This window comes from Treponema berlinense (genome assembly GCF_052273165.1).
GTDB lineage: Bacteria > Spirochaetota > Spirochaetia > Treponematales > Treponemataceae > Treponema_D > Treponema_D berlinense_A.
In genome coordinates, this window is sequence record NZ_DAVZIU010000001.1 from 161,939 (window position 1) to 184,004 (window position 22,066).

The 22,066-nt window shown below is 40.8% G+C and carries 20 protein-coding genes and 2 tRNA genes; 20 read left to right on the forward strand and 2 right to left on the reverse strand.

What is annotated here, in order from left to right:
• The first annotated feature begins 49 nt into the window (after positions 1-49).
• Both ACT6XC_RS00725 and ACT6XC_RS00730 read left to right on the forward strand, forming a co-directional pair.
• The gene (locus tag ACT6XC_RS00725) at positions 50-1,432 is read left to right on the forward strand and encodes a tetratricopeptide repeat protein (RefSeq protein WP_443740487.1); all 1,383 of its coding nucleotides are present in this window, start codon (positions 50-52) and stop codon (positions 1,430-1,432) included.
• A gap of 35 nt (positions 1,433-1,467) precedes the next feature.
• Positions 1,468-2,667 (forward strand): TraB/GumN family protein, encoded by a 1,200-nt coding sequence (locus tag ACT6XC_RS00730; RefSeq protein WP_443740488.1) that lies wholly within the window; start codon positions 1,468-1,470, stop codon positions 2,665-2,667.
• A gap of 148 nt (positions 2,668-2,815) precedes the next feature.
• Here the strand turns inward: ACT6XC_RS00730 and radA are convergent, their stop codons facing one another.
• Both radA and epsC read right to left on the reverse strand, forming a co-directional pair.
• The gene (gene radA / locus ACT6XC_RS00735) at positions 2,816-4,165 is read right to left on the reverse strand and encodes a DNA repair protein RadA (RefSeq protein WP_443740489.1); all 1,350 of its coding nucleotides are present in this window, start codon (positions 4,163-4,165) and stop codon (positions 2,816-2,818) included.
• A gap of 256 nt (positions 4,166-4,421) precedes the next feature.
• Positions 4,422-5,288, reverse strand: a complete 867-nt coding sequence (gene epsC, locus ACT6XC_RS00740; RefSeq protein ID WP_443737661.1) for a serine O-acetyltransferase EpsC — start codon at positions 5,286-5,288, stop codon at positions 4,422-4,424.
• A 145-nt stretch (positions 5,289-5,433) separates the two neighbouring features.
• Here epsC and ACT6XC_RS00745 point away from each other — a divergent pair.
• The 18 genes from ACT6XC_RS00745 to ACT6XC_RS00830 all read left to right on the forward strand — a co-directional run bounded on the left by ACT6XC_RS00745 (position 5,434) and on the right by ACT6XC_RS00830 (position 22,045).
• A tRNA-Thr gene (locus ACT6XC_RS00745) sits at positions 5,434-5,506 on the forward strand.
• Positions 5,507-5,559: 53 nt separating this feature from the next.
• Entirely contained in the window at positions 5,560-5,736 is a 177-nt protein-coding gene (gene rpmG / locus ACT6XC_RS00750) for a 50S ribosomal protein L33 (RefSeq protein ID WP_078931290.1), read from the forward strand.
• 53 nt (positions 5,737-5,789) lie between these two features.
• A tRNA-Trp gene (locus tag ACT6XC_RS00755) sits at positions 5,790-5,862 on the forward strand.
• A gap of 32 nt (positions 5,863-5,894) precedes the next feature.
• On the forward strand, positions 5,895-6,083 hold the full coding sequence (gene secE / locus ACT6XC_RS00760; RefSeq protein ID WP_288516178.1) for a preprotein translocase subunit SecE: 189 nt from the start codon (positions 5,895-5,897) through the stop codon (positions 6,081-6,083).
• A gap of 16 nt (positions 6,084-6,099) precedes the next feature.
• Positions 6,100-6,660 (forward strand): transcription termination/antitermination protein NusG, encoded by a 561-nt coding sequence (gene nusG / locus ACT6XC_RS00765; protein WP_443737660.1) that lies wholly within the window; start codon positions 6,100-6,102, stop codon positions 6,658-6,660.
• A gap of 139 nt (positions 6,661-6,799) precedes the next feature.
• Positions 6,800-7,234: a 50S ribosomal protein L11 gene (gene rplK / locus ACT6XC_RS00770; RefSeq protein WP_178844148.1), complete on the forward strand. Its 435-nt coding sequence runs from the start codon at positions 6,800-6,802 to the stop codon at positions 7,232-7,234.
• The gene (rplA, locus tag ACT6XC_RS00775) at positions 7,234-7,914 is read left to right on the forward strand and encodes a 50S ribosomal protein L1 (protein WP_443737659.1); all 681 of its coding nucleotides are present in this window, start codon (positions 7,234-7,236) and stop codon (positions 7,912-7,914) included. The genes rplK and rplA overlap by 1 nt, the downstream gene beginning before the upstream one ends.
• Before the next feature lie 3 nt (positions 7,915-7,917).
• Positions 7,918-8,463, forward strand: coding sequence for a 50S ribosomal protein L10 (gene rplJ / locus ACT6XC_RS00780; RefSeq protein ID WP_288516176.1), 546 nt, complete (start codon positions 7,918-7,920; stop codon positions 8,461-8,463).
• A 158-nt stretch (positions 8,464-8,621) separates the two neighbouring features.
• The gene (rplL, locus tag ACT6XC_RS00785; protein ID WP_078931296.1) at positions 8,622-8,999 is read left to right on the forward strand and encodes a 50S ribosomal protein L7/L12; all 378 of its coding nucleotides are present in this window, start codon (positions 8,622-8,624) and stop codon (positions 8,997-8,999) included.
• Between the two features lie 294 nt (positions 9,000-9,293).
• Positions 9,294-12,836 carry a DNA-directed RNA polymerase subunit beta gene (rpoB, locus tag ACT6XC_RS00790; RefSeq protein ID WP_443737658.1) on the forward strand — a complete coding sequence of 1,181 codons (3,543 nt, stop codon included), beginning with the start codon at positions 9,294-9,296 and terminating at the stop codon, positions 12,834-12,836.
• The gene (gene rpoC / locus ACT6XC_RS00795) at positions 12,829-17,094 is read left to right on the forward strand and encodes a DNA-directed RNA polymerase subunit beta' (protein ID WP_443737657.1); all 4,266 of its coding nucleotides are present in this window, start codon (positions 12,829-12,831) and stop codon (positions 17,092-17,094) included. Before rpoB ends, rpoC begins: the two co-directional genes overlap by 8 nt.
• A gap of 171 nt (positions 17,095-17,265) precedes the next feature.
• The gene (gene rpsL / locus ACT6XC_RS00800; protein ID WP_078931299.1) at positions 17,266-17,640 is read left to right on the forward strand and encodes a 30S ribosomal protein S12; all 375 of its coding nucleotides are present in this window, start codon (positions 17,266-17,268) and stop codon (positions 17,638-17,640) included.
• A gap of 19 nt (positions 17,641-17,659) precedes the next feature.
• Positions 17,660-18,130: a 30S ribosomal protein S7 gene (rpsG, locus tag ACT6XC_RS00805; RefSeq protein ID WP_443737656.1), complete on the forward strand. Its 471-nt coding sequence runs from the start codon at positions 17,660-17,662 to the stop codon at positions 18,128-18,130.
• A 706-nt stretch (positions 18,131-18,836) separates the two neighbouring features.
• Entirely contained in the window at positions 18,837-20,027 is a 1,191-nt protein-coding gene (tuf, locus tag ACT6XC_RS00810) for an elongation factor Tu (RefSeq protein ID WP_443740490.1), read from the forward strand.
• A gap of 69 nt (positions 20,028-20,096) precedes the next feature.
• Entirely contained in the window at positions 20,097-20,405 is a 309-nt protein-coding gene (rpsJ, locus tag ACT6XC_RS00815; protein WP_178749382.1) for a 30S ribosomal protein S10, read from the forward strand.
• An 88-nt stretch (positions 20,406-20,493) separates the two neighbouring features.
• A complete protein-coding gene (rplC, locus tag ACT6XC_RS00820) occupies positions 20,494-21,114 on the forward strand; it encodes a 50S ribosomal protein L3 (RefSeq protein ID WP_443737654.1) in 621 nt (206 codons plus the stop codon).
• Between the two features lie 17 nt (positions 21,115-21,131).
• Positions 21,132-21,767, forward strand: coding sequence for a 50S ribosomal protein L4 (rplD, locus tag ACT6XC_RS00825; protein ID WP_288516173.1), 636 nt, complete (start codon positions 21,132-21,134; stop codon positions 21,765-21,767).
• Positions 21,767-22,045 carry a 50S ribosomal protein L23 gene (locus tag ACT6XC_RS00830; protein WP_078931306.1) on the forward strand — a complete coding sequence of 93 codons (279 nt, stop codon included), beginning with the start codon at positions 21,767-21,769 and terminating at the stop codon, positions 22,043-22,045. Before rplD ends, ACT6XC_RS00830 begins: the two co-directional genes overlap by 1 nt.
• Positions 22,046-22,066 lie beyond the last annotated feature (21 nt).

A 22,066-nucleotide genomic window follows, 5' to 3' on the forward strand; every position in this document is an offset into this window, starting at 1 on the left:
TTGCTTTTTAGTCTATCTGATGAGAGCAAAATTTTCAATGAGAGGAAAAATGAAAAAACTATTTCAAAAAAGAACGGTAATTATTTTTAGCGTGGCGTTTTTTCTGGCAGTGGTGAGTATTCCTGTAGCCTTTGCCCAGGATTCGCAACTGGCAAATTCGTCGCAGGAAATTCAATTTGTGCAAAATTTGAGTTCAGTCTTGCAGAATGGAACAATTGAGCAGGCTTTGAGTCTTTTTGAGTCGATTCCTGAAAATTTAAAGAACGACACTGAACTTTTGTGCTTGAAAGGCAGTCTTTTGCTTTCTTCTGGAAAAACGGAGCAGGCGGAAAAAATTGCTTCATCGCTTTTTGAAAAAGAACAAAAAAATATCGAAGTTCTGAATTTGAATTTTATGGTAGCAAAGCAAAAAGGCGACAAGGTGAATAAGGCAAAGTTCATAAAGCAGATTCTCGCAATCGAACCGTACAATGCCGAGGCAAATATTGAGCTTGCAGACGAACAGTCGCTCAAAAAAAATTGGCGCAACGCCCGGGATTATTATAAAAAAGCGCTTTTTGGCGACAGAACCAACGAAGAAGCGCTGCTTGGTTACGGAAAAATGTGTTACTATATGGAAAAAGACGATGACGCAAAAGACGCTTTTAACAGACTTTATAAACTAAATCCTAATAATCCGCAGGTAAATTCATATCTCGGAAAATACGAAGCGGAAAATACTCAGTATAAAAAAGCGATTGAATACATAAAAACCGCAATAAAAATTGACCCTTCAAACACTGATTACTGGTTTGATTTAGGAACATGGAGCCGCATGACAGGAGATTATTCTGGCGCAGAGTCTGCCTGGAAGCAGGCAATCACGCTCGAACCGGAATATTTTCTTGGTTATGCGTACCTTGCTGGTCTTTACGATGAGCAGGGGCGCAACGAAGATGCTCTTTCTTACTATCGTTTGACTGTCGAAAAAAATCCGCAGTACTATTACGCTTACGAAAGTCTTGGAATTCTTGCATGGGGAGCTGGAAGTTGGGAGGAAGCTCAAAAAGCATTTGAACAGGCCCTTAAAAAAAATCCAGACAGTATTTCTTACAAATTGATGATAACAGCCTGTCTTTTTAAGCAAAAGAAAAATCTAGAACTTCGAACTTTTACCGAAGCGCTGATGAAAAAACTCACGAACAGACAGAGCCTTGATTACAAAATCGTGCGAATGTATCACGACCGTGGCGGAGACTCAGACGTTGCTCTTAATATCTCTAAAGAAACAAACCGCACAAAAAAAGGCAGATATTTATTCTATCTTGCGCTTTATTATGAACTTATGGGCAAAGACAGCCTGGCCCAAAAATATTATAATGAAGTTACTGCCATGCAGAGCCCGATGTTTTTTGAATACAGACTGGCTCAGTGGGCGAGCGGAATAAAATAAAAAATCCTAAAAATCCCCGAGTGGAGAATTTAAAAATGAGTCAGACAGAAAAAGTTTTGAAATTTGACGATAGAGAAATCATTCTTATAGGAACAGCGCATATCAGTCAGGAAAGTTGCAATGAAGTAAAAAAAGCGGTCGAAGAAAAATCGCCAGACTGTGTTGCAATCGAACTTGACGAAGGTCGCTACAAATCTCTAAACAACCCGGAAGACTGGAAAAATCTTGACATTGTAAAGGTCTTGAAAGCGAATCAAGGATTTTTGCTGCTTGCAAACCTTGTCCTTTCCGGTTTTCAAAGAAGGATGGGGAGCAATGTCGGTGTAAAACCTGGAGACGAGATGCGTGCGGCGGACAATTGTGCAAAAGAACGCAACATTCCTGTCGCAATGGTAGACCGCCCGATTCAAGTAACCTTGCGTCGCGCCTGGGCTGTAAACTCATTCTGGGGAAAATGCAAATTGATTTCCGCCCTTCTTGCAAGCGCCTTCGACAAAGAGGAAGTAAGCGGAGAACAGATTGAAAACTTAAAAAACTCTTCCGAAATGGACAGCATGATGAAAGAGTTGGCAGATTATATGCCAGTTGTAAAAAAAGTTTTAATCGACGAACGCGATCGCTATCTTGCAAGCAAAATTTGGGATTGCAAGGGCCATAAAACGCTTGCTGTTTTGGGCGCAGGACATCTTTTGGGTGTTGAAGCTTATCTAAAAGAACTTGCCGCTGGAAAAACCTCCTCCGACGTTTCTGATATATCAGAAGTTCCTTCAAAAAAAGTTGGTTCAAAAATTGCAGGCTGGACAATTGCCGCACTCATCGTTGCTCTGATTGCAGCAGGTTTTGTTTACGGCGGAATTACGAAAGGTGCGCAGCTTCTTGGAGCGTGGGTTGTATGGAATTCAGCACTTGCTGGACTTGGAACAATTCTTGCATTTGGACATCCGCTTGCTGTTTTGACGGCCATTATCGGAGCGCCGTTTACAAGTCTTTGTCCTCTCGTTGGCGTCGGCCTTTTTACTGGGCTGGTTCAGGCAACATTTTGCAAGCCAAAAGTAAGCGACATGGAAACTCTTCAGGACGATTTGACCTTAAAAGGCTTTTACAAAAACCGAATTCTCCGTGTCCTCCTCGTTTTCTTTTTGTCGTCTCTCGGTTCTTCAATCGGAACTTTTGCCGCAGGAGCAAATTTTGCCGTTGTAATTGCAGAATTTGTAAAAGGTATTTTCAAAAAATAAAAAGGAGCGCATTTTCCGACGTAAAAATATTTTTCGTCAGCGTTCCTTTTTTTAACAAAACCGGTGTTGCGTGGTTGCATTGCGCCGCTTTGCTTCGCAACGCGCTTTGCGCGCCACTCCACCCCGGGCTAAGTTTTAGTTTTTCGCCTTACTTTGCAAACAAAAGCTTTATCATTTCTTTAATGCTTTCTATTTTTGTGCTTCCGTTGTCTTTTTCCGGGGCAAGTACGCTCGTAAAGCCCAGATCTCCAGCTGTTTTAATCCGTTGCTTCAGCCTTGCAACAGGTCTTATTTCTCCCGCAAGTGAGAGTTCTCCGGTAATCACTGTGTTTTCTGGAATTGAAAGGTCTGTTCTTGCAGAATAAAGGCTTGCTGCCAAAGCCGCATCAATAGAACTTTCTGTGAGGCGCACTCCGCCTGCAACATTTATATATAAATCCTGGTCGCTGAATCGTATTCCTGTGCGTTTTTCCAATACTGCCGCAACCCGTGCCACTCGTGCAGAATCAATCTTGTCAGAATAAACCCTGCTTATCGAAGATTTCGCTGGGACTGTCAATGCCTGAATTTCTACGATAAAAGCCCTGCTTCCTTCAAAAACCGCAGTATTTGCAATTCCTGCCGGCATTTTTCCAGAGCGCTTTGTAATGAACATTGTGCTTGGATCTCCAACGCCTTCAAGTCCTTTGTCTGTCATTGCAAAAATTCCAAGTTCATCGACAGAGCCAAAGCGGTTTTTTTGCGCTCTCAAAAACCTTACTTCGTCGTCATTCCTTTCAAACGAAATCACTGTATCGACCATGTGCTCAAGACTTTTTGGACCGGCGATATTTCCTTCTTTTGTAACATGGGCCGACATTATCAAAACGCTATCGCGGCTTTTTACCCAGCCTGTAAGCTCATTCGCGCAGAATTTAAGTTGATTTATTGTTCCTGGAACAATTCCTGCTTCAACCGAATAAACCGTCTGAATCGAATCTATTACCACAAAAAGCGGATTCAGGGCAGAAAGAGCATCTTTTATGTCTTCAAGCCTCATTGTGCATAAAATTTCAATTCCTTTTGTATCCAGGTTTAATCTGTCTGCACGACCTTTTAGTTGGCCCGCGCTTTCTTCTCCAGAAACATAAAGAACTTTGCCATATTTTTTTGCAATTGCTGCCGCTGTTTGAAGCATCAGCGTAGATTTTCCAATTCCTGGTTCTCCACCAATTAAAATTGCACTGCGTTTCATTGCTCCGTCGCCTAAGACGCGGTCAAATTCTTTAATTTCTGTCAAAACACGTGCGTTTTCTTGGGCCGTTACCTTTGCCAGAGGAATTGGCTTAATTTTTTCTGTTGCGTTCTGCCCAAAAGCGGCTGCTGTTGAGTTTGGGTCGGAAAAACATTCTTCTAGAGTATTCCATGAACCGCATTCAGGGCAGCGACCAAGCCAGGTCGGCTGTGTGTAGCCACATTCCGAGCATTTATAGACTGTGATTGATTTTTTCTTTGCCATGTTTTTATTCTACCGAATTTTTGCTTAAAAATATCAAAGATTTATAAAAATCGGCATTTTTTTTTGTAAAAGTACTAGACATATTTTTTATTACGGATTATATTTATGTCAGCTTGTAAAAAAGCTGATAAACTCTCTCCGATGTCCAGCTTGCTGGACGGCAGGGTTCGCTAAAAACGTTGTCTTTAGCGAACCCTGTTTTTTTTATTGCTACGGTAATTAGAATTTCTTTTAGAATTACCGCAACAAATAAATTTTACTGATTTACTATGGTTCCAGCCGGCACTGATTTTATAATCCAGGTGTTTCCGCCTATTACGGCGTCTTTTCCGATTACTGTTTCTCCGCCGAGAATTGTTGCATTTGCGTAAATTGTTACATTGTCTTCGATTGTTGGGTGTCGTTTTTTGTCTTGATAATTTTTCTTTACGCTGAGGGCTCCGAGTGTTACGCCTTGGTAGATTTTTACATTTTTTCCAATGACGGTTGTTTCGCCGATTACAATTCCTGTTCCATGGTCAATAAAAAAACTTTCACCGATTTCTGCTCCTGGGTGAATGTCAATTCCTGTTTTTCCGTGGATGTATTCGCTCATAATTCTTGGAATTACAGGAACTCCACATTTGTGAATGTAGTGGGCGAGTCTGTAGACAACAATTGCTTCTAATCCTGGATACGAAACTATTACCTCTTCATCACTTTTTGCCGCTGGATCGCCTTCAAAAAGTGCAATTACATCGAGATGGATAAGGCGGCGAATTTCTGGCAGAGCTTCGATTAAGCCAAGTGCGGTTTTTTCTGCTTTTTCGTAATATCCGGATTTTTCGAGATCTTCTTCGGAGATGCTTTCGTTGCGGACTGTTCTTTCGTAAACCAGTGCTTTTTGGATTTCTTTTGTAAGCATGTTTACGATTTTATTGACGCGTTCACCGGTTACGTAGCGCAAATTGTGCCGGTCAATGTCTTCTGCTGTCCTGTATCCCGGAAAGACGAGACATTGCAACTCGTTTATTACAGAAACAACATTTTCTCTGTTTGGAAAACTGTTTATTCCTTCGCCATTTATTCCGCCGACTTCTTCATACGATTCGAGAATTTTGTCAACCAGTTTGTGCATGTCCATTTGGCTTCCTCTAAAAAGAAAAATATTACGTTAGAAAACTAGCATAAAATTCAAGAAAATACTATATTTTTTAGAAATGAATTATTTTGCTCTTGACGAAAAATTGTATGTTCTATACACTTCTATAACACGTCATTGTTGACCTGCTCTTGTAGCTCAGTAGGCAGAGCACATCGTTGGTAACGATGAGGTCAGCGGTCCGATTCCGCTCGAGAGCTAAAAGCTAACGCTTAATAAGCATTTTTGAAAATCTTTTTAGGAGAATATAAAAATGGGTAGCAAGAAAAAGACATCAATTGATATTATTGCCCTTCAGTGTACAGACTGCAAACGCAAGAACTACACAACAACTAAGAATCGCAAAAATATTACTGGCAAACTTGAAAAAAATAAGTATTGTCCTTTCTGTCGCAAAGAAGTATTGCACAAAGAAACAAAAGCAAAATAAGCTTTTAAATTTTATATAAGGCTGTCTTTTCTTTAAGACGGCTTGATATATTTAGGTCGGTAGTTCAGTTGGTAGAGCATCGGTCTCCAAAACCGAGTGTCGCGAGTTCGAGTCTTGCCCGGCCTGCTATTAAAATTAGTTTTTTATAGAGGAAAATTATGGCAAAAGCAGTTGATTTTATCAAAGAATGTGGTGCTGAACTTAAAAAGGTTGTTTGGCCAACAAAAGATGATGTAATTTCATCTGTAAAAGTTGTTGTTATTTCTTCGATCATCATTGCCGTAATCCTTGGCGCATTTGATCTTCTGTTCTCTGCTGGAATGGGTCTCCTTTTTCCTGCTGCATAAAAGAGGATTTTGATTTATGTCTAAAAATTGGTACATAGTTCATACTTATACTGGTTACGAAAAGAAAATTCTTCGCACTGTTAATCAGATGCTCGAAGCTAAAGAACTTGATTCAAATATTATTACAGATGTAAAAGTTCCAGAAGAAGAAGTTGTAGAAATTAAAGACGGAAAAAGACGCAGCAGAAAAAATATGATTCTTCCAGGATATATTATGCTGGAGATGGATTTGCCGGAGTTTGGCTGGAAAGATCTTTGTGGAAAAATTCGTCATATCCAGGGAGTTACAGGTTTTGTAGGAACTAATCCTTCTGAAAGACCACGTCCTATTTCTGCCGAAGAAGCAAAAGCTCTTCTTCTTAAAGCTGGCGAAATTAAAGGCGAGAAAAACGTTAAGATTAAGCAGAATTATGCAATCGGTGATCAGGTAAAAATTACTGAAGGTCCGTTTGCAACATTTAGCGGTTCGGTTGAAGAAATCGACCCTACAAAAGGTAAACTTCGTGTTATGGTTCAGATTTTCGGACGTGCAACACCAGTTGAAGTTGACCTTCTTCAAGTTGAAAAACTTATCTAAAATCGCATAGAATCAGCCCTGTTTTTTAATAGGGCTTTTCCTATATTTGGAAGAAATACAAGTCCGTTGGACAGAGGTATTTCGCTAGTGACTGGGCTTTTTTGAGTCCAAGTCCGACACCAATTAAGGGAGCTATAAAATGGCTACAAAAAAGGTTACAGCTGTCATTAAATTACAGTGTCCAGCAGGATCGGCTACTCCGGCCCCACCAATTGGACCTGCACTCGGACCTCACGGTGTTTCTGCACCTGTATTCGTTCAGCAGTTCAATGACAGAACAAAGTCAATGGAAAAGGGACTTATCATCCCTGTAATCATTACAGTTTATCAGGATAGATCATTCACATTTATCTTGAAAACTCCACCAGCTGCTGTTCTTATCAAGAAAGCGCTTGGTCTTTCAAAAGGTTCAGGAAACCCGCTTCGCGATAAAGTAGGCAAACTTACACAGGCTCAGCTTACTGAAATTGCAACACAGAAAATGCCAGACATCAATGCAAACGACATTGAAGCTGCAAAAAAAATTATTGCCGGTACTGCACGCAGTATGGGTGTTGAAGTGGAGGCTGAATAATGAAACACGGAAAGAAATATTCTGAAGCTCTTAAAAAGTATGATCCACAGAAACACTACGCAGTTGCTGAAGCTTGCAAAGTTGTAAAAGACATTCACTTTGTAAAATTCGACGAAACTGTTGAACTTCATGTGGCTCTTCGTCTTGGAAAAAGCCAGACTGTACGTGATACATTGGTTTTCCCAAACCAGTTCACCGCAGAAAAGAAAGTTCTTGTATTCTGTCCAGAAGAACGTGCAAAAGAAGCGCTTGATGCAGGTGCAACTTACGCAGGTGCTGCTGAATACATCGACAAAGTAAAGGGTGGCTGGCTTGATTTTGATGTTGCAGTTGCTACACCAGATATGATGAAAGATGTTGGTCGTCTTGGTATGGTTCTTGGACGCAAAGGTCTTATGCCTAACCCAAAAACAGGAACTGTTACAAATGACCTCGTTCATGCAATCAACGAACTTAAAAAAGGTCGTACAGAATTCCGCGCAGACAAAGAAGGCGTAATCCACATCGCTGTAGGTAAAGTTTCTATGGATGCAGATAAAGTTGCAGAAAACGTAACAACTCTTCTTTCAGAACTTGATCGCAAAAAGCCGGCTGATGCAAAGGCTGACTTTGTACGCTCAGTATCAGTAAGCTCTTCAATGGGTCCTGGTGTTTGGGTAGATGTTAAGGAGGAGGCATAATCTATGGCTATTCTTGCTAAAAAACTCCAGCCTGCTAAAACAGCAGCTATCGAAGAAACAAAAAAAGTTTTTGCTGATTACAATGACTTCATCTTTACAGAATATCGTGGTCTTACAGTAGAACAGATTTCGGCACTTCGTGACAAACTTCGTGAACACGAAGCTCCAATGAAAGTTGTAAAGAATAACTTCGCTCGCGTTGCTTTTGAAGAAATGAAAATCGACAACGTTTCTGACTACCTTACAGGTCCAACAGCCGTTGTAATGGCAAAAGAAGACAGCAACGAAGCTGCAAAAGTTCTTTATGACTTTGCAAAAGACGCTCCTGCTCTTGTAATCAAGGGTGGATATATCGGCAATGAAATTTACGATCAGGCTAAAATGGAAGCTTATTCTAAGGTTCCTGGAAAGAAACAGCTTATCGCAATGCTCATGTCTGCAATCAATGGGCCAGTTCAGAAGCTCGCTGCTACTTTGCAGGCTTATGTTGATAAAAAATCACAGGAAGGTGGAGCAGCAGCTCCAGCAGAAGAAGCAAAAGCTGAGTAATCACTTTGCAATTCTTGTGAAGCAGGGTCAGGCTTCATAGCTGTCGACTGTCCCTGCAAAAATATAAAATTGCGGAATAACGGTTCAGTTTGTTCCGCCCGCAATTAAACTTGAGTTAAATCAAAATGATTTAACATGCCTATTTAGGAGAAGATAATATGGCAGCAATTACACAGGATCAGATCCTCGACGCAATCGCAAACATGACAGTTCTCGAAGCTTCAGAACTCGTTAAAGCAATGGAAGAAAAATTTGGTGTTACAGCAGCAGTTGCAGTAGCAGCAGGTCCAGCAGCTGGTGGAGCAGCAGCAGAAGAAGAACAGACAGAATTCACTGTAACTCTCGAAGGCTTCGATGCAGCTAAAAAGATTGCAGTTATCAAAGCAGTTAAAGAAGCTCTCGGACTCGGTCTTGGTGAAGCTAAAACTTTGGTTGAAGGCGCACCAAAAACACTTAAAGAAGGTGTTTCTAAGGCTGAAGCTGATGAACTCATCAAGAAAATGGAAGAAGCTGGTGGTAAAGCTTCTAAAAAATAAGTTAATTTCGGTTAAACCAGATTACTTAAAAAAAGTCGCATAAACGACATTCACATTAAATGCTTACGTTTAGGGTTAATAAAATATTGACTTCTAAATGTAGGCTTTTAGTGTCTAAAGTGGATTTTAGAAAGTCCCAAAAAATGATATTAGCATCGTCACTAGATGATGTTTTTGCCGTAACCTCGGCATATAGCTTTTTAATTTTGTGCTGTATCTTTAATTTCTGTATGTCATACGGATTTTTTGATATGTAGCAATTTTAATAAGTAAAGTCCCTCATAGGAGAACTAGATGTTCGCCAAAAGCAGAACCATCAATCGTCAGTACTTCGGAAAAGATATCCAGAATTTTATGGAAATTCCGAACCTCATCGACATTCAGCTTTCATCTTACGAAAGTTTCCTGCAGAAAGAAAAGCTGGATAACAATGAACCTCTTGAAAACAAAGGTCTTCAGGAAGTATTTGATTCAACTTTCCCAATCGAAAGTCCAGACGGCAATATGTCGCTGGAATATGAATTTTACAAACTCGAAGAAGAAAATATTAAGTTTACCGAACTTCAGTGTAAGCAGAAAGGATTGACTTATTCTGTTCCTTTAAAAGCAAGAATCAACCTTAATTTTAAGGATACAGGCGCAATTCTTCAGAAAGATATATATATGGGCGATATTCCGCTCATGACAGACCGTGGTACTTTTATTGTAAACGGTGCTGAACGCGTTGTTGTTTCTCAGATCCATCGTTCGCCAGGTGTAATTTTTAATCACGAAAAAGGTGTTTATTCATCTCGCATTATTCCGTACCGTGGTTCTTGGCTTGAATTTGAAATTGACCAGAAAAAAGATTTGATTTATGCAAAAATTGATCGCAAAAAGAAAATCTTGGGAACAATTTTCCTCCGCGCGCTTGGTTTTTCAACTCGCGAAGAAATCATTGACCAGTTCTACGAAACAGAAACTGTAGCTGTTGATGTTGCAAAAAAAGAAAAACTCGTAGACAAAGTTCTTGCACGTGCCGTAAAAATTAAAAATGAAGATGGCGAAGAAAAAATTCTTCTTCGCGCAGGTTCAACTCTCCACATGCATGAAGTTGACGACCTCATTTCTCAGGATGTAAAAGAAATCACAATCATCCTTTTTGATGCACGCAAAAAGAAAGGCAACAAAGACGAACACAATCCTTCTCTTGACAGCAGAATGATTATCAACTGTTTTGAACGTGAAGATATGAAGTATACAAAAGAGGGCGCTTCTGACGAAGAGCCAACTCTTGAAGATGCTCTTACCGCTGTGTTCTCTATTTTAAAACCAGGCGAACCAATGGCTGCCGAGGCTGCAAAAAACGAACTTGAAGGAATGTTCTTCAATATTCGTCATTATGACCTTGGACGTGTTGGTCGTTATAAATTGAATAAAAAATTCGACATTTATTCAGAACCTGTTGAAACTCATACTCTTGTAAAGAGTGATATCATCAATACGATGAAGCATCTTGTAAAAGTTTACATAGGAAACGAAGTTCTCGATGATATTGACCATCTTGGCAACCGTCGTATTCGTTCTGTAGGTGAACTTATGACAAATTCTCTCAAAACCGCATTTGCCCGCATGGAGAGAATTGCAAAAGAACGTATGAGCCTAAAAGAAACTGAAACAATGAAGCCTCAGGATTTGATTTCGATTAAACCGATTGTGGCTGCAATAAAAGAATTCTTCGGTTCTTCTCAGTTGTCTCAGTTCATGGATCAGATTAACCCTCTTTCTGAACTTACACACAAACGTCGTCTTAACGCTCTTGGTCCTGGCGGTCTTTCTCGTGACCGTGCTGGATTCGAAGTTCGCGATGTACATTATACTCACTACGGACGCATGTGCCCGATTGAAACTCCTGAAGGTCCAAACATCGGTTTGATTGTTTCCCTTGCTATCTTTACTCGTGTAAACGAATACGGATTCCTTGAGACCCCATACCGCAAAGTTGTTGACGGAAAAGCAACTGACACAGTTGAATATCTTTCTGCAATGGACGAAGACAGATACTACATCGGTCAGGTTGCTGAAGGCATGAAAGCTGACGGTTCTTTCCCGACAGAAATGGTTTCTTGTCGTCACGTTGGCGATTATACAACACGCAACGTAAAAGACATTCAGTATATGGACGTTTCTCCACGTCAGGTTATTTCGGTATCTGCATCTCTCGTTCCATTCCTTGAACACGATGACGCTAACCGTGCTTTGATGGGTTGTAACATGCAGCGTCAGGGCGTTCCACTTTTATTCCCGGAACCACCATTTGTTGGAACTGGTATGGAAGCAAAAGCAGCTTACGATTCTGGTGTTCTTATTAAGGCAAAACACGATGGCGAAGTTGTTTGGGTAGAAAGCGACCTTATTAAAGTTAAAGTTGACGGTTCTGATAAAATTGATGAATATCCTCTTCTCAAATATCAGAGAACTAACAACGATACTTGTAACCATCAGCGTCCTACTGTTGAAGTTGGCGAAAAAGTTAAGAAAGGCGATGTTCTTGCTGACGGTCCGGCAACTTTCAACGGAGAACTTTCTCTCGGCCGCAACCTCCTTGTTGGATTCGTTCCTTGGAATGGTTACAACTATGAAGACGCCGTACTTATCAGTCGCCGCGTAGTAAAAGAAGATATGTATACTTCTATTCATATCAAGGAATTCCAGACAGAAATCCGCGAAACTAAACTTGGTCCGGAAAAAATTACCCGCGATGTTCCAAATACATCTGAAAAAATGCTTAACAATTTGGATGCAGAAGGTATTATTCGTATTGGTGCAAAAGTTCGTTCTGGCGATATTCTTGTTGGAAAAGTTACTCCAAAATCAGAAACAGAAACAACTCCAGAATTCAAGCTTTTGAACTCAATCTTCGGTGAAAAGGCAAAAGAAGTTCGTGATTCTTCATTGCGCGTTCCACATGGAATTGAAGGCGTAATTATCGATGTTCAGCGTATGAAGAGAACTGAAGGCGATGATTTGAACCCTGGCGTTGATGAAGTTGTAAAAGTTCTTATTGCAAATAAACGTAAACTTCGCGAAGGCGACAAAATGGCCGGACGTCACGGAAACAAAGGTGTCGTTGCACGTATTCTTCCAGAAGAAGACATGCCGTACCTGGCAGACGGAACTCCGCTCGATGTTTGTCTTAACCCGCTTGGTGTACCTTCCCGCATGAACATTGGTCAGATTATGGAATCTGAACTCGGAATTGTAGGTCGTTACCTCAATCAGTATTTTGAATCTCCAGCTTTTCAGACTCCTTCTCAGGAACAGATTGCTGAAAAACTTATCGAAGCAGGACTTAGTCCGGATTGTAAACAGATTGTTCGCGATGGACGCACAGGTGAACCATTTGTAAATCCGATTTTCGTTGGTGTAATCTACTTCCTTAAATTGCATCACCTTGTTGATGACAAAATGCACGCTCGTTCAACAGGACCTTATTCTCTTGTTACTCAGCAGCCACTTGGTGGTAAAGCTCAGTTTGGTGGTCAGCGTCTTGGAGAAATGGAAGTTTGGGCACTCGAAGCTTATGGTGCTGCAAACACATTGCAGGAAATGATGACGATTAAGTCTGACGATATGAATGGACGTTCAAAAGTTTACGAATCAATCGTAAAAGGTGACCCGACGGCAGCAGCTGGTGTTCCAGAATCATTTAACGTAATGGTACAGGAACTTCGTGGTCTTGCTTTGGACTTTAAAATTTATGACGCAAAGGGAAAGAGAATTGCCCTTACCGAACGCGACCAGGAGCTGATTGACAAAGCAAGTTCTGGTTTCGAAAAGGAGAATGAAGATGCGTGATATTCAGGATTTTGATTCAATTAAAATAAAACTCGCCAGCCCGGACGACATCCGCAGTTGGTCTTACGGTGAAGTAAAAAAGCCGGAAACAATCAATTATCGTACTCTCAGACCAGAGAAAGACGGTCTTTTCTGTGAACGCATTTTCGGAACTACAAAAGAGTGGGAATGTTACTGTGGAAAATTCAAGTCAATTCGCTATAAGGGCGTAATCTGCGACCGTTGTGGAGTTGAAGTTACTCACTTTAAGGTTCGTCGTGAACGTACTGGTCATATTGAACTTGCTGCGCCGGTAAGCCACATTTGGTATTACCGCTCTGTTCCAAGCCGCATGGGGCTTTTGCTCAATATGCAGGTTGCTCAGCTTCGTTCGGTTCTTTATTACGAAAAATATATCGTAATTGATCCAGGCGACACAGAACTCAAAAAAGGTCAACTTCTTTCGGAAGACGAATACAATGAAGATGTTGAACGCTATGGACAGGAATTCACAGCAGGTATGGGTGCAGAAGCAATTAAAACAATGCTCGAAAACCTTAACCTTGATGAACTTGCTGCTGAGCTCCGCGAAAAAATGCGCGAAAAGGGAACAAAAACAGACAAACGTCTTCTCAAACGCATTCAAATTGTTGAAGATTTCCGCTCTTCAGGCAACAAAGCTTCATGGATGATTTTGGACGTTATTCCTGTAATTCCGCCTGATCTTCGTCCTATGGTTCAGCTCGATGGTGGACGTTTTGCGACATCAGACTTGAATGACCTTTATCGCCGTGTAATTAACCGCAATAACCGTCTAAAAAGACTTATGCAGCTTTCGGCTCCGGATATTATTATCCGTAACGAAAAACGCATGCTTCAGGAAGCAGTTGATGCATTGTTTGACAATTCAAAACGCAAGCGCGTTGTAAAAGGCGCTTCAAACAGACCTCTCAAATCAATCAGCGATATGCTTAAAGGTAAGCAGGGACGTTTCCGCCAGAATCTTCTTGGTAAGCGTGTTGACTACTCTGGTCGTTCGGTAATCGTTGTTGGTCCAGAACTTAAACTCTGGCAGTGCGGTCTTCCTACAAAAATGGCTCTTGAATTATTCAAGCCATTTATAATGAAGAAACTTGTTGATAAAGACATTGTTCTCAACATCAAAAAAGCAAAAACTCTTGTTGAGCAGGAAGCTCCTGAAGTATATGCAATTCTTGATGAAGTAGTACGCGAACATCCTGTAATGCTTAACCGTGCTCCTACCTTGCACCGTCTTGGTATTCAGGCATTTGAACCTGTTCTTGTTGAAGGAAAAGCTCTCAAACTTCATCCTCTCGCATGTAAGGCTTTCAACGCCGACTTCGATGGTGACCAGATGGCTATTCACGTTCCTCTTACACAGGCTGCACAGATGGAATGTTGGACTTTGATGCTTTCTGCACGCAACCTTCTTGACCCTGCAAACGGAAACACAATTGTTTACCCATCGCAGGACATGGTTCTTGGTATTTACTATATGACTTCGGTAAAACCAAATGCAAAAGGAACAGGAAAACGCTTCTCAAATGATGATGAAGTTATAATGGCTGCTGAAGACGGATATATCGAATGGAATGCTGAAATTAAGGTTCCAGCACCGATAGATTCATTTAACGGCGACTTTAAACAGGGTGATTTAATCACAACTACAGCAGGACGCATTCGCTTTAACGCAGAAATGCCTGACGGTGTAGGATTTGTAAACCAGCGTATGGGCGACAAAGATCTTCGCAAGATGATTGAAAAAGTTTATCACACAAAGGGCGCATGGCTTACAATTCAGATGCTCGATGCTGTAAAGGCTTGTGGTTATCATAACGCAACATTCTTCGGTGCAACTCTTTCTATGGAAGATATTCTTATTCCAGAAGAAAAGAAACCGATGGTTGACGAAGCAAACAAACAGGTTGAAGAAATTGTTGGTCAGTATTCTCGCGGTGTAATTACAGCAGATGAACGCTACAACAAAGTAACTGATATTTGGGCTCGTACAAACGAAAAATTGACAGAAATCATGTACGACAAGCTTCAGAAAGACAAAAACGGATTCAACACAATCTATATGATGGCTGATTCTGGTGCCCGTGGTTCTAAAAAACAGATTTCTCAGTTGGCTGCAATGCGTGGTTTGATGGCTAAACCTAACGGTGACATTATCGAATTGCCTGTAAAATCAAACTTCCGCGAAGGTCTTTCGGTTATTGAGTACTTTATTTCTTCAAACGGTGCCCGCAAAGGTCTTACAGATACTGCTTTGAAGACAGCCGATGCCGGTTACATGACTCGTCGTCTTGTTGATGTTGCTCAGGATGTTGTTGTTAATCTCGAAGACTGTGGAACAATCAACGGTATTGAATATTCTGCAATCAAAAATGGGGACGAAATTCTTACTCCGCTTTCAAAGAGAATTGCAGGACATTTCTCTATTGAACGCGTAATTCACCCTGTAACTGGAGAAGTTCTTTGCGAATCAAATGAATATATTACAGATGAACTTGCAAAGAAAATCGAAGATGCTGGTGTCGAAAAAGTAAAACTCAGAACCGTTCTTACTTGCGAAGCTGAACATGGTGTATGTGTAAAATGTTATGGCAAAAACCTTGCTCGTAACAAGCTTGTTGAAATAGGTGAAGCTGTTGGTGTTATCGCTGCCCAGTCAATCGGTCAGCCAGGTACTCAGCTTACAATGCGTACATTCCACGTCGGTGGTACAGCATCTAAGGAAACAGAAGATAACAAAATCGTTCTTCCTTACGACGTTCTTATTGGAACAGTTGCTGGAACTCACGTTGTTACAGACGACGGACACTGGCTGTTTACTCGTAAAGGAAGCGTGATGGCAACTCGCCTTATCGACACACTCAATGTTGAATCAGGAGATAAGGTTGTTGTTGAAGATGGAGCACGCGTTCTTAAGGGAACTGTTCTTGTCGAAAAGAAATCTGGAAATATTGCTGCAAAAGAAAACGGTCACATCATCATTAAAGACGGTGTAGTTTATCTTGCAAGTAACGAACAGAAGATAGAAATCAGCAACGGTTCAACAATTATGGTAAAAGACGGTGACATCGTTAAGAGTGGCGATGTTATTGGTATATTCGACCCATTCTCTGAGCCAATTATTGCTGAAGTAAGCGGATATGTTCATTTTGACGATGTAATTCTTGGTCAGACGCTCGAGGAAATCGTTGATGTAAATTCCGGAAAAACAGAACGCCGTATCAGTGATTTGCACTTGGACGTAAAACAGCCTCGTATTCTTATTACAGATGAAGTTGGAAACGAACTTGGTTCATATTACTTGCCAGCAGGTGCTGTTCTCCGTGTAGAAGACAAACAGCAGGTTGAAGCAGGAAAAACTCTTGCAAGTATGCCAGTTGCGGCTGCAAAAACAAACGATATTACTGGTGGTCTTCCACGTGTATCAGAATTGTTCGAAGCAAGAAAGCCAAAAATTCCTTGTGTTCTCGCACAGATTTCCGGAACTGTTAAGTTCAAGGGGATTACAAAAGGTAAACGTGTTATCGTCGTAGAAGATGAATACGGAAAACAGTTTGAACATGTTGTTCCGATGACACGCCGTCTGTTTGTTCGTGATGGTGACCAGGTAGTTGCAGGTGAACAGCTTTGTGACGGTGCAGCAAGTGCCCATGATATTCTTGCAATCCTCGGTGAAAATGCGCTGATGGATTACCTTATGAATGAAATTCAGGGCGTATACTCTGCACAGGGTGTAACAATTGCCGACAAGCATATCGGTGTAATTGTTCGCCAGATGCTCCGCAAGGTAGAAATCGTGTCTGTTGGAGATACAAAATTCATTTACGGACAGCAGGTTGATAAATATCACTTCCGTGAAGAAAATAGACGTATCATTGCAGAAGGCGGTCAGCCGGCAGTTGCACGTCCAATGTTCCAGGGTATTACAAAAGCTGCTCTTGCAACAGATTCCTTTGTATCTGCATGTTCGTTCCAGGAAACAACACGTGTTCTTACAAACGCTGCAATCAAGGGTGAAGAAGATCACCTCCGCGGCTTGAAGGAAAATGTAATCATCGGTCACAGAATTCCTGCTGGAACCGGTATTAAAGATTACAGAAACGTAAAATTGTTTGACGGTTCTGACAACGACCTTGATGTTCAGATGGAAGAGGTTTTGGAACGCCGTCGTCTTGAGCAGGAACGCGAAAAAGAAGTAGCATATCCTCCAATTAACGACAGTGCTTCTGAAGAAGACTAATCATAATCAAAAACCAGTGAATTTTTTAATAAATTTGCTGGTTTTTGATAAAATTCAGTTGACCGACAATTAAAAAATTCGGTAAGATTGAATACCTATACTTTTAAAGTGTAGTTTTGTTTGTTTATTTTGACCGGGGTGCTGACCGGCATACAAATAGGAGATTAGGCGATGCCTACAATTAATCAGTTGATTCGTAAAGGTAGACAGACACTTGCAAACCAGACTAAAGCTCCCGCACTTGAGTCTTGTCCGCAGAAACGTGGCGTTTGCACTCGTGTAATGACTGTTACACCGAAAAAACCAAACTCAGCTCTCCGCAAGGTAGCTCGTGTTCGTTTGTCAAATGGAATTGAAGTTACTGCATATATTCCAGGTATTGGACATAACTTGCAGGAACACTCAGTTGTTCTTATCCGTGGTGGTCGTGTAAAGGACCTTCCAGGTGTACGCTATCACATTATTCGTGGTACAAAAGATACTCTTGGCGTAGAAGGACGCAAACGCGGTCGTTCTAAGTACGGTGCTAAGAGACCTAAGGCATAATATTTAAAGGAGAATTACTATGGGAAGACATAAGAAATCAGTAAATCGTCCTATTATGCCAGATTCAAAATACAACAGCCCTGTTGTAACAAAATTTGTTTCACGCATGATGCTGGACGGAAAAAAACAGACTTGTACAAAAATTGTCTATGAAGCAATGGACAAACTTAAGGCAAAAACAAATCAGGATCCTCTCGAGGTATTCACAAAGGCTCTTGAAAATGTTAAGCCATTGGTAGAAGTAAAGTCTCGCCGTGTTGGTGGTGCAACTTATCAGGTTCCGATGGAAATCAGAGATTCTCGTCGTGAAGCTTTGGCTATGCGCTGGATTATTGGTGCAGCTCGCAGCAGAAGCGGTCACGGAATGGCAGAAACTTTAGCTTCAGAACTTTTTGATGCATTCAATAATACTGGTTCTGCATATAAAAAGAAGGAAGACGTACACAAGATGGCAGAAGCAAATAAAGCGTTTGCTCACTATCGCTGGTAGTTTTTTCTTTTATTAAAAACCTGTCGGTTAAATCTGGCAGGTTTTTTTATTTAGGTGGCTTTTTGCTGCGCAAAAACCGAGCTTTTCGGGGTTGTCATTCCTTCGGAACGGCTTTGCCGCCCCTGCAATCTCTGCCACGAAAAATGACAATTTGTTTTATTAGTCTAAAATTATCTAAAATAAAACTCTGTTTTTTACTTAATTTTATGTAAAATATCAAATTATTTTGCTTTTAAGTATTGAAATTATTTACAAAAAAATATATAAATATAAAACAATCTGAATGACTGTATTCAGATTAAGGGTTCTTTGAATTTTTTCAGACAGACTTCAATTTTTTTTTTATTAAGTCTGACTTAAGTCGTAAAGTTAATTGCTCTGCAATTTTCAGACTGGGTAGCCCTAGAAACAAAGTCTAGCGGTTTCTGAGACAGGCAATCCTTTGTTTGTCGGTAATTCTGAACGCCAGACTTAATTATTTAGATTTTAATCTGATGATGACAGGTGGTGTCGGAAAGATTCTTCGAAATTATGGAGAATTGGTTTTTGTAACAACTTTTCATAAATCAGATAAAAATAAAATAGTGTGTATGCGAATGTGCTGTTTTCTGTACGAAAATAGTTCCATTCTGGCTTAAAGTGCATCACATAAATCATCTTTTTTAAGCCGGATAAAAGAAAAATAATTCGGCAAAGGAGAAAAAACATGGCAAAGGAGAAGTTCATTAGAACTAAACCTCACATGAACGTTGGTACTATTGGTCACGTAGACCATGGTAAGACAACACTTTCTGCAGCTATCACTACTTATTGTGCAAAAAAATACGGTGATAAGCTTTTGAGATACGATGAAATCGACAATGCTCCAGAGGAAAAAGAACGTGGTATTACAATCAACACACGTCACCTTGAGTATCAGTCAGACAAACGTCACTATGCTCACATCGACTGTCCTGGACATGCCGACTACATTAAGAACATGATTACTGGTGCTGCTCAGATGGACGGTGCTATTCTTGTAATCGCTGCTTCTGATGGTGTTATGGCTCAGACTCGTGAACACCTTTTGCTTGCTCGTCAGGTAGGTGTACCAAAGATTATCGTATTCTTGAACAAAGTTGACCAGCTCGACGGTGATGAAGAAATGTTGATGCTTGTTGAAGAAGAAGTAAAAGATACAATTCAGCAGTACGGTTTCTCTGCAGATACACCAATCATCAAGGGTTCTGCATTCAAGGCTTTGAATGAACCGGAAAATCCTGAGAACACAAAATGTATTGAAGAGTTGCTTACAGCTATGGATACATGGTTCGATGATCCTGTTCGCGATGAAGATAAGCCGTTCCTTATGCCTATTGAAGACATATTCACAATTTCTGGACGTGGTACAGTAGTAACAGGTCGTGTAGAGCGCGGTGTTATCAACATGAACGATCCTGCTGAAATTGTAGGTATTCACCCGACAGCTACAACAACTATTACTGGTATCGAAATGTTCCAGAAAACTCTTGATCAGGCTATCCCTGGTGATAACGTTGGTGTTCTTCTCCGCGGTATCGAAAAGAAAGATGTTGTTCGTGGTCAGGTTCTTGCAAAGCCGGGTTCAATCCACCCGCACACAAAATTCGAAGCTCAGCTTTACGTTTTGACAAAAGAAGAAGGTGGACGTCACTCTTCATTCCGCAATGGTTACCGCCCACAGTTCTACTTCCGTACAACAGATATTACAGGTACTGTAACTCTTGGTGATGGTGTAGAAATGGTAAACCCAGGCGATAACGTTAAGGTTATCGGTGAACTTATCCACCCAGTTGCTATGGACGAAGGTCTTAAGCTTGCTATCCGTGAAGGCGGTCATACAATCGCTTCTGGACAGGTTACAAAGATTATCGAGTAGTATTAAGATGGTCGGCTGGTCAGATGAGAAATCAGTTCTGGCCAGTTGAAATCTTGGAGGATTAAATTCATGGCTAATGGAAAGATTCGTGTTCGACTTCGCGCATTTGATGTTGAACTGATCGATCAGAGTGCTAAGGCTATCGTGCAGGCTGTTCAGAAAGCGGGCGCAAAGGTTTCAGGCCCGATTCCGCTTCCGACAAGAATCAGTAAGGTAACAGTTCTTCGTTCACCACACGTAAATAAAAAGTCACGTGAACAGTTCGAAATGAGAACTCACAAGCGTCTTATTGACATATTGAATCCATCAACTGATGTAATGGAATCATTGATGAAGCTTGAGCTTCCTGCAGGCGTTGCTGTAGAAATTAAACAGTAATTTTACTGTTGATTAAGGTACGGACCCTCCGGATCTGGGTTGGCGGCCAATAAAACAATGGACGAAAGTCCTATTAGGAGTTATCAGAATGAAAGGTCTGATTGCAAAAAAAGTAGGAATGACACAGGTATTCGACAGCAACGGCGAACTGACACCAGTAACCGTGATCCATGTAGAACCGAATACAGTTGTTGCTACAAAAACAAAGGAAGCAAATGGCTACGATGCTGTTGTTCTTGGTCTTGAAGATATAAAAGACTCTAAAATCAACAAAGCATATAAAGGTCAGTTTCCAGAAAATGTATCGCCAAAACGTCATTTGAAAGAATTCAGAGAATTCGAACAGGAAGTTAAAGTAGGCGATCAGATTGGTCTTGAGTTGTTTGAATCAACATCTTATCTCGATGTTACAGCAACTTCAAAAGGTAAGGGATTCCAGGGCGTTATGAAACGCTGGGGCTTCCATGGTGGACGTGCAACTCACGGCTCTAAATTCCATCGCGAAGCAGGTGGTACAGGAAATTGTACAACACCTGGACACAGCCTTAAAAATGTAAAAATGCCAGGACGCATGGGTTTTGAGCGTGTAACAGTTCAGAATCTTAAGATTGTAAAAATCGATCCTGAGCTTAAAGTTATTATGGTACGTGGTGCTGTTCCTGGAGTTAAGGATTGCACTCTTATCATCAAGTCTGCAGTAAAGAAGTAATCCGGAGGAAATGAGAAATGGATAAGAAAGTTTTTTCAACCGATGGTAAAGAACTGCGCACAATTACGCTTGATGATAGCATTTTCGGACTTCCAGTTAATGAAGATGTTATTTACTATGCCATCAATAACGAATTAGCAAACAAACGTGTTGGAACAGCTTGTACAAAAACTCGTTCTGAAGTACACGGATCAAATGCTAAACCATACAAACAGAAGGGAACAGGTCACGCTCGTCGTGGTGATAAAAAATCTCCAATCAATGTTGGCGGTGGTACAATCTTTGGACCAAAACCACGTGATTTCGGTTTTGAACTCCCTAAAAAGGTTAAGCGCCTTGCTATGAAATCAATCTTGAGCTTACAGGCTCAGAGCGACAGACTTACTGTTGTAGAAGATTTCACTGTTGAAAGCGGAAAAACAAAAGACTTGTTGAAAGTTCTTAACAATTTTGCTAAGGATGAACGCACAGTCGTTATTCTTAAAGATGATGATGCAAAAATTAAACAGGCTGGACGTAATCTCCACAATGTTTACTTCTTGTCTTTCAACCGTCTTCGTGCACATGACCTCTTCTACGGAAGAAAAGTTATTTTGCTCGAATCGGCAGCTAAGAATCTTTCAGAATTCTATAAAGAAGGGGAGGCTAAATAATGACTGATATTCTTATTGAGCCAGTACTGTCTGAAAAAGCAACAGCTTTGCGCGAACAGGGTAAGTATACTTTCAAAGTAGCCCCAGACGCTAACAAAACACAGATTAAAGAAGCAGTATCAAAACTCTTCAATGTTACAGTTGTAAAAATTACTACTGTAAATGTTCTCGGTAAAGTTAAAAGGGTTCGTGGAAAACCTGGAAAAACTGCCGACTGGAAAAAGGCAATTGTTCGTCTTGCTCCAGGAGAAACAATTAAGGTATTCGAGGGCGTTTAAGCCTTCGCTAAATTAAGGGGA

Bases quoted from the DNA above. Each gene is read 5' to 3' on its own strand.
- ACT6XC_RS00830 (WP_078931306.1), top strand. From the start codon at position 21,767: ATGACTGATATTCTTATTGAGCCAGTACTGTCTGAAAAAGCAACAGCT.
- rpsL (WP_078931299.1), top strand. From the start codon at position 17,266: ATGCCTACAATTAATCAGTTGATTCGTAAAGGTAGACAGACACTTGCA.
- rplK (WP_178844148.1), top strand. From the start codon at position 6,800: ATGGCTACAAAAAAGGTTACAGCTGTCATTAAATTACAGTGTCCAGCA.
- secE (WP_288516178.1), top strand. From the start codon at position 5,895: ATGGCAAAAGCAGTTGATTTTATCAAAGAATGTGGTGCTGAACTTAAA.
- rpsJ (WP_178749382.1), top strand. From the start codon at position 20,097: ATGGCTAATGGAAAGATTCGTGTTCGACTTCGCGCATTTGATGTTGAA.
- rpoB (WP_443737658.1), top strand. From the start codon at position 9,294: ATGTTCGCCAAAAGCAGAACCATCAATCGTCAGTACTTCGGAAAAGAT.
- rpoC (WP_443737657.1), top strand. From the start codon at position 12,829: ATGCGTGATATTCAGGATTTTGATTCAATTAAAATAAAACTCGCCAGC.
- radA (WP_443740489.1), bottom strand. From the start codon at position 4,165: ATGGCAAAGAAAAAATCAATCACAGTCTATAAATGCTCGGAATGTGGC.
- ACT6XC_RS00730 (WP_443740488.1), top strand. From the start codon at position 1,468: ATGAGTCAGACAGAAAAAGTTTTGAAATTTGACGATAGAGAAATCATT.
- tuf (WP_443740490.1), top strand. From the start codon at position 18,837: ATGGCAAAGGAGAAGTTCATTAGAACTAAACCTCACATGAACGTTGGT.
- rpsG (WP_443737656.1), top strand. From the start codon at position 17,660: ATGGGAAGACATAAGAAATCAGTAAATCGTCCTATTATGCCAGATTCA.
- rplC (WP_443737654.1), top strand. From the start codon at position 20,494: ATGAAAGGTCTGATTGCAAAAAAAGTAGGAATGACACAGGTATTCGAC.
- rplJ (WP_288516176.1), top strand. From the start codon at position 7,918: ATGGCTATTCTTGCTAAAAAACTCCAGCCTGCTAAAACAGCAGCTATC.
- epsC (WP_443737661.1), bottom strand. From the start codon at position 5,288: ATGGACATGCACAAACTGGTTGACAAAATTCTCGAATCGTATGAAGAA.
- nusG (WP_443737660.1), top strand. From the start codon at position 6,100: ATGTCTAAAAATTGGTACATAGTTCATACTTATACTGGTTACGAAAAG.
- rpmG (WP_078931290.1), top strand. From the start codon at position 5,560: ATGGGTAGCAAGAAAAAGACATCAATTGATATTATTGCCCTTCAGTGT.
- rplD (WP_288516173.1), top strand. From the start codon at position 21,132: ATGGATAAGAAAGTTTTTTCAACCGATGGTAAAGAACTGCGCACAATT.
- ACT6XC_RS00725 (WP_443740487.1), top strand. From the start codon at position 50: ATGAAAAAACTATTTCAAAAAAGAACGGTAATTATTTTTAGCGTGGCG.
- rplA (WP_443737659.1), top strand. From the start codon at position 7,234: ATGAAACACGGAAAGAAATATTCTGAAGCTCTTAAAAAGTATGATCCA.
- rplL (WP_078931296.1), top strand. From the start codon at position 8,622: ATGGCAGCAATTACACAGGATCAGATCCTCGACGCAATCGCAAACATG.